Raw genomic sequence first — 6,753 nt, 5'->3', positions numbered from 1 at the left:
CCGGGATCGACCACACGGAGTCCGACCACACGGAGCCCGACCCCACCGGACCCGACCCCACCGGACCCGACCCCACGGAGCCCGTCCCCACCGGGATCGACCACACGGAGTCCGACCACACGGAGCCCGACCCCACCGGACCCGACCCCACCGGACCCGACCCCACGGAGCCCGTCCCCACCGGGCCCGACCACGCCGAGTCCGACCCCACCGGGCCCGAACCGCCGCCGCCCACCCGCACCGAGACCGGCGGGCCCTCCTCCGACCTGTTCCGCCAGTACCTGCGCGAGATCGGCCGGATCCCGCTGCTGTCCGCGGCCGAGGAGGTCGACCTCGCCCGACGCGTCGAGGCCGGGCTGTTCGCCGAGGAGAAACTGCGGCTCACCCCCGACCTGGACAGCGGGCTCGCCCTGGACCTCGACCGGATCGTCGTCATGGGCCGTGTCGCCAAACGCCGCCTGATCGAGGCGAACCTGCGGCTCGTCGTGTCAGTGGCGAAACGGTACGTCGGACGCGGGCTGACCATGCTCGACCTGGTCCAGGAGGGGAACCTGGGCCTGATCCGGGCCGTGGAGAAGTTCGACTACGCCCGCGGCTACAAGTTCTCCACGTACGCCACCTGGTGGATCCGCCAGGCCATGTCCCGCGCGCTGGCCGACCAGGCCCGCACCATCCGCGTCCCCGTCCACGTCGTGGAGCTGATCAACCGGGTCGTCCGCGTCCAGCGCCGTATGCTCCAGGAACGCGGTTACGAGCCGACCCCGCAGGAGGTCGCCGCCCACCTCGACCTGCCCCCGGAGCGCGTCGGTGAGGTGCTGCGCCTGGCCCAGGAACCCGTCTCCCTGCACGCCCCGGTCGGCGAGGAGGACGACGTCGCCCTCGGCGACCTCATCGAGGACGGCGACGCCACCAGCCCCGTGGAGTCCGCCGCGTTCCTGCTGCTGCGCGAACACCTGGAGGCCGTGCTCTCCACGCTCGGCGAACGCGAGCGCAAGGTCGTCCAGCTCCGCTACGGCCTGGTCGACGGCCGCCCCCGCACCCTGGAGGAGATCGGCCGCATCTTCGGCGTGACCCGGGAGCGGATACGGCAGATCGAGTCCAAGACCCTCAGCAGACTCCGCGACCACGCCTTCGCGGACCAGCTGCGCGGCTACCTCGACTGAGGCCGGACGGGTGCCGGGCCCGCCGCCTGGGGTCAGGCGTCCGGGCCCGCCGCCTCCCGCCGCGTGCGGGCGTCGACGCCGGCGCCGACCGCCACGCCGAGCCCGAGCCCGAGCGCGAGGCCCAGGCCGAGGTTGCCCGCGAGCTGCCCCGGACCGATGCCCAGGGCGACCCCGATCGGCAGCCACAGCCCCAGCGCCGTGCCCGGCCGGCGCCCGGCGCCGTCACCGGCCCCGGCCGTCGCGGCGTCCCCCTCCGGCCGCCCCGCGTCCGGCCCGAAGCCCTCGCCGTCGTCCGCCAGCGCGTCCCGTCCCCCTCGTGTCCGTGGCCGCGCGGTCAGTCGACCTCGGCGACCGCCTGCGCGAACTGCGCAGCGTACAGGCGAGCGTAATGGCCCCCGGCCGCCAGCAGTTCGCTGTGCGTGCCCTGCTCGACGATGGACCCGTTCTCCATCACCAGGATCACGTCGGCGTCCCGGATCGTCGACAGCCGGTGCGCGATGACGAACGAGGTCCGCCCGTGCGCCAGCTTGGCCATGGCCTTCTGGATCAGCACCTCGGTGCGGGTGTCCACCGAACTCGTCGCCTCGTCCAGCACCAGGATCACCGGGTCGGACAGGAACGCCCGCGCGATGGTGATGAGCTGCTTCTCACCCGCGCTCACCCCCGTGCCCTCGTCGTCGATCACGGTGTCGTAGCCGTCGGGCAGCGTCCGCACGAACCGGTCCGCGTGCGCCGCACGCGCGGCCTCCTCGATCTCCCCGCGGGTGACCTCTCGGGACGCGCCGTAGGCGATGTTCTCCGCGATGGTGCCGCCGAACAGCCAGGTGTCCTGGAGCACCATGCCGATCCCGGCCCGCAGCTCGTCCCGGGACATCCTCGCTATGTCGACGCCGTCCAGGGTGATCCGCCCGCCGGACACCTCGTAGAACCGCATCAGCAGGTTGACCAGCGTCGTCTTGCCGGCGCCGGTCGGGCCGACGATGGCGACCGTGTGGCCCGGCTCGACCTGCAGCGACAGGTCCTCGATCAGCGGCTTCTCGGGGTCGTAGCGGAACGACACGTGCTCCAGCTCCACCCGCCCGCGCAGCTCCTCGGGCCGGATGCCGGGGACCGGGTCCGCCGACTGCTCCTCGGCGTCCAGCAGCTCGAAGACCCGCTCCGCCGACGCCACGCCCGACTGCACCAGGTTCGCCATCGACGCGACCTGCGTCAGCGGCATCGAGAACTGCCGGGAGTACTGGATGAAGGCCTGCACGTCGCCGATCGACAGCGACCCGGAGGCCACCCGCAGACCGCCGACGACCGCGACGAGCACGTAGTTCAGGTTCGACACGAACATCATCAGCGGCTGCATGATCCCGCTGTTGAACTGCGCCCTGAACCCGGCCTCGTACAGCGCGTCGTTCTGCTCGGCGAACTGCTTCGCCGACTCCTCCTGCCGGCCGAACACCTTCACCAGCGCGTGCCCGGTGTACATCTCCTCGATGTGCGCGTTCAGCTTCCCCGTCGAGCGCCACTGCTGCACGAACTGCGGCTGCGACCGCTTGCCGACCCGCGTGGCCACCACGAAGGACAGCGGCACCGTCACCAGCGCGACCAGCGCGAGGATCCACGAGACGTAGAACATCATCGCCAGCACGCCGATGATGGTCAGCAGCGAGTTGATCAGCTGACCCATCGACTGCTGGAGCGTCTGCCCGATGTTGTCGATGTCGTTCGTCGCCCGGGACAGCACCTCACCGCGCTGCCGCTTGTCGAAGTACGACAGCGGCAGCCGCGACAGCTTCGTCTGCACGTCCTCGCGCAGCCGGAACATCGTCCGGTTGACCGCCCGGTTCACCAGCCGCGTCGCCACCGCCATCAGCAGCCCCGCCACGGTGAACACCGCCAGCGCCAGCAGCAGCACGTGTCCCACGGCGGTGAAGTCGATGCCCTCGCCCGGCGTGAAGTCCGTGCCGCGCAGCATGTCGGCGATCCTGCCGTCACCGCGTTCCCGCATGGCCGCGAGGACCTGCTCCTTGGTGGCCCCGGACGGCATGTCCCGCCCGACGATGCCCGCGAAGACCAGGTCGGTGGCCCTGCCGAGGATCTTCGGCCCGACCACGCTGAGGCCGACGCTGACCACCACGCAGGCCAGCAGCGCGTAGATCGTCACCCGCTCCGGCCGGAACCGCGCGACGAGCCGTTTGCCCGACCCCTTGAAGTCCATCGACCGCTGGTCGGGACCGCCCCCGGCCATCATGCGTCCCCCGGGCCCCGCCATCAGGCAGCCTCCGCTTCCGTCAGCTGGGAGAGCACGATCTCCCGGTAGGTGTCGTTGTCCGCCATCAGCTCGTGGTGCCGGCCCACGCCGACCACCCGTCCCTCGTCCAGCACGATGATCCGGTCGGCGTCCCGGATGGTCGCCACGCGCTGTGCCACGATCACCACGGTCGCCTCGGCCGTCTCCCGGGCCAGCGCGGCGCGCAGGGCCGCGTCGGTGGCGTAGTCGAGCGCCGAGAAGGAGTCGTCGAAAAGATAGATCTCCGGGCGCTGCACCAGCGTCCGGGCGATCGAGAGCCGTTGCCGCTGGCCGCCCGACACATTGGTCCCGCCCTGCGCGATCGGCGCGTCGAGCCCGCCCTCCAGCCGCTCCACGAACTCCTTGGCCTGCGCCACCTCCAGCGCGTGCCACAGCTCCTCGTCGGTGGCGTCCGGGTTGCCGTAGCGCAGATTGGTCGCGACGGTGCCCGCGAAGAGGTACGGCTTCTGCGGCACCAGGCTCACGACCTTGGCCAGCAGCTTCGGGTCGACGGTGCGCACGTCCACCCCGTCGACCAGCACCTCCCCGTCGGTGGCGTCGAACAGCCGGGGCACCAGCCCCAGCAGCGTGGACTTGCCGCTGCCGGTCGAGCCGATGACGGCGGTCGTCTCGCCGGGCCGGGCCACCAGACCGACGTTCCTCAGCACCGGCTCCTCGGCCCCCGGATACCGGAACCCGGCACCCCGCAGCTCCAGATGCCCGTGCCGGCGCAGCTCGGTGACCGGCGCGAGGGGCGGCACGACACTGCTCTCGGTCCCCAGGACCTCCTGGATCCGCTCGGCGCACACCTCCGCGCGCGGCACCATCATGAACATGAAGGTGGCCATCATCACGGACATCACGATCTGCATCAGATAGGCCAGGAACGCCGTCAGGTCGCCGATCTGCATCCCGCCGCTCTCGATGCGGTGCGCGCCGAACCACACCACCGCGATCGACGACAGGTTCACCACCGTCATGACCACCGGGAACATCAGCGCGAGCAGGTTGCCGGTGCCCAGCGCCACCTGCGTCAGGTCGGAGTTGGCCTTCCGGAACCGCTGCTGCTCGTACTCGTCCCGCACGAAGGCGCGGATGACCCGGTTGCCGGTGATCTGCTCGCGCAGCACCCGGTTCACCGTGTCCAGGCGCGTCTGCATGGACCGGAACAGCGGCCGCAGCCGCCGCACGATCAGCGTCACGCAGACCGCCAGCACCGGTACGACCCCGACGAGCACCCCGGACAGCGGCACGTCCAGGCCGAGCGCCATCACGATGCCGCCGACGCACATGATGGGCGCCGACACCATCAGCGTGAACGTCATCAGGGCCAGCATCTGGACCTGCTGCACGTCGTTCGTCGTCCGCGTGATCAGCGAGGGCGCGCCGAAGGTGCCGACCTCCCGCGCGGAGAAGGACTGCACCCGGTCGAAGACGGCGCCCCGCACGTCCCGGCCGAGCGCGGAGGCGGTGCGGGCGCCGTGGTAGACGGCACCGATGTTGCACACGACCTGCACCAGAGAGATGCCGATCATCAGGGCGCCGTAGCCCAGGATGTAGCCGGAGTCGCCGTTGACGACACCGTTGTCGATGATGTCCGCGTTCAGGGTCGGCAGGTAGAGGCTGGCGCAGGTCTGCAGGAACTGCAGCGCCACCAGCAGGGCGATGGGTTTCTTGTAGGGGCTGAGACAGGTCCGCAGGAGTCGTATGAGCACGCTGGGTCTCTCGGGGTCGGCGACGGGGGCGATTGGTTGCCCCTGGCCCCTATCGTCGAACACTCCACCCGCGTTACCTCAACCGATTTAAGCCGACGGGGGCGGCCGGCCGGCCGTACGACCGCCCCTACGCGCGCAGCGCCCCCGGATGCGTCTGCTCCCGCACCGACACGAACTGCTGCCGCACCGCCTGCCCCACGGCCAGCTCCTCGCCCGGCTCCAGCACCTGCGCGACCGCGCCCTGCCAGGCCGGGGGAGTGCGCGGGTCGAGCGTGCCCTGCGACACGCCCAGCGCCCAGGCCGCCTGCCGGGCCGCGCCGATCGCCGCGTAGTCCGCCGGCTGCGGCACGACGACCTGCACCCCGAACAGCGACGGTGCCGCCGCCTGCACGGCCGGCAGCTCGGCCGCCGCCCCCAGCAGGAACACCCGCCGTACGTCCACGCCCCGGCCGCGCAGCACGTCCAGGGCGTCGGCGAGGCCGCACAGCATGCCCTCGAACGCGGCCCGCGCCAGATGCTCGGGTTTCATCGACTCGCGCCGCAGCCCGGCCAGCGTCCCGGCGGTGTGCGGCAGGTTCGGCGTCCGCTCACCCTCCAGGTACGGCAGCAGCACCAGCCCGTGCGCGCCCGGCGTCGACTTCATCGCCAGGTCGGACAGGCTCTCCAGGTCCGGCAGGCCGAGCAGCTCGGCGGTGCCGCGCAGGGCCCGTACGGCGTTCAGGGTGGTGACGACCGGCAGGTGCATGCCGGTGGCGTCCGCGAGAGAGGTGATCATGCCGCTCTGGTCCACGAGCGCCTCGGGGTGCACGGCCATCACCGACCCGGAGGCGCCGAGGGAGACCACCGCGTCCCCGAGGCCGATCCCGAGCCCGAGGGCCGCGGCCATCGTCTCGCCGGTCCCCGCGGAGATCAGCAGCCCCTCCGGCGTCGTACCGGCCGCGTCGGCCGGGCCGATCACCTCCGGCAGCATCGCCTGGTGCCCGAGCGCCAGCTCGACCAGGTCGGGCCGGTACCCGCCGGTCGCCGCCGACCAGTACCCGGTCCCGGAGGCGCCGCCCCGGTCGGTGGTCCTGCGGGCCGGCCGCCCCAGCAGCTGCCACACCAGCCAGTCGTGGGCCTGGAGCAGTACGGCGGTCCGCGCGGCGGCCTCGGGCTCGGTGCGGGCCAGCCAGCGCAGCTTGGTCACCGGCTGCGGCGCCTGCGGCACACAGCCCACGGTCCGCGCCCACGCCTCGCGCCCGCCGAGCGCGTCGATCAGGTCGGCCGCCGCCACCTGCGAGCGCTTGTCGCCGCCCACCATGGCCGGGCGCACGGTGTTGCCCTGGGTGTCCAGCGGCACGACCGAGTTGGCCTGGGCCGAGACCCCGATGGCCTGCACGCCCTCCAGCAGCCCGCCGCCGGCGGCCTCCCCGAGGGACAGCAGCCAGGCCTGCGGGTCCACGTCGGAGGGACGGCCACCGCCCTCGGGGCTCTCGACCGGATGCGGCGCGTACCCCTGCCGGAGCACGGCACCGGTGTCCGCGTCACAGACGACGATTCGAGTGAAATCGGGCGCACTGTCCAACCCGGCGACTATCCCCATGCGCAAAATTCT

At 72.1% G+C, this 6,753-nt stretch carries 4 protein-coding genes; 1 reads left to right on the top strand and 3 read right to left on the bottom strand.

Annotated features, from left to right (window positions below; all coding sequences use genetic code 11):
• The first annotated feature begins 95 nt into the window (after positions 1 to 95).
• Positions 96 to 1,163, top strand: a complete 1,068-nt coding sequence (locus ACIRFH_RS08655; protein WP_403518266.1) for an RNA polymerase sigma factor — start codon at positions 96 to 98, stop codon at positions 1,161 to 1,163.
• 334 nt (positions 1,164 to 1,497) lie between these two features.
• Here ACIRFH_RS08655 and ACIRFH_RS08650 read toward each other — a convergent pair whose 3' ends face one another.
• The 3 genes from ACIRFH_RS08650 to ACIRFH_RS08640 all read right to left on the bottom strand — a co-directional run bounded on the left by ACIRFH_RS08650 (position 1,498) and on the right by ACIRFH_RS08640 (position 6,741).
• The gene (locus ACIRFH_RS08650; RefSeq protein ID WP_403518212.1) at positions 1,498 to 3,426 is read right to left on the bottom strand and encodes an ABC transporter ATP-binding protein; all 1,929 of its coding nucleotides are present in this window, start codon (positions 3,424 to 3,426) and stop codon (positions 1,498 to 1,500) included.
• Positions 3,426 to 5,159 (bottom strand): ABC transporter ATP-binding protein, encoded by a 1,734-nt coding sequence (locus ACIRFH_RS08645; RefSeq protein ID WP_403518210.1) that lies wholly within the window; start codon positions 5,157 to 5,159, stop codon positions 3,426 to 3,428. The genes ACIRFH_RS08650 and ACIRFH_RS08645 overlap by 1 nt, the downstream gene beginning before the upstream one ends.
• 127 nt (positions 5,160 to 5,286) lie before the next feature.
• The gene (locus ACIRFH_RS08640) at positions 5,287 to 6,741 is read right to left on the bottom strand and encodes an FGGY-family carbohydrate kinase (protein WP_403518208.1); all 1,455 of its coding nucleotides are present in this window, start codon (positions 6,739 to 6,741) and stop codon (positions 5,287 to 5,289) included.
• Positions 6,742 to 6,753: the final 12 nt, after the last annotated feature.

The sequence above is a fragment of the Streptomyces sp. NPDC093586 genome (assembly GCF_044764905.1).
Lineage (GTDB): Bacteria > Actinomycetota > Actinomycetes > Streptomycetales > Streptomycetaceae > Streptomyces.
Note: the sequence above shows the minus strand (reverse complement) of the source record. Positions and strands in the feature narration are given on the sequence as shown.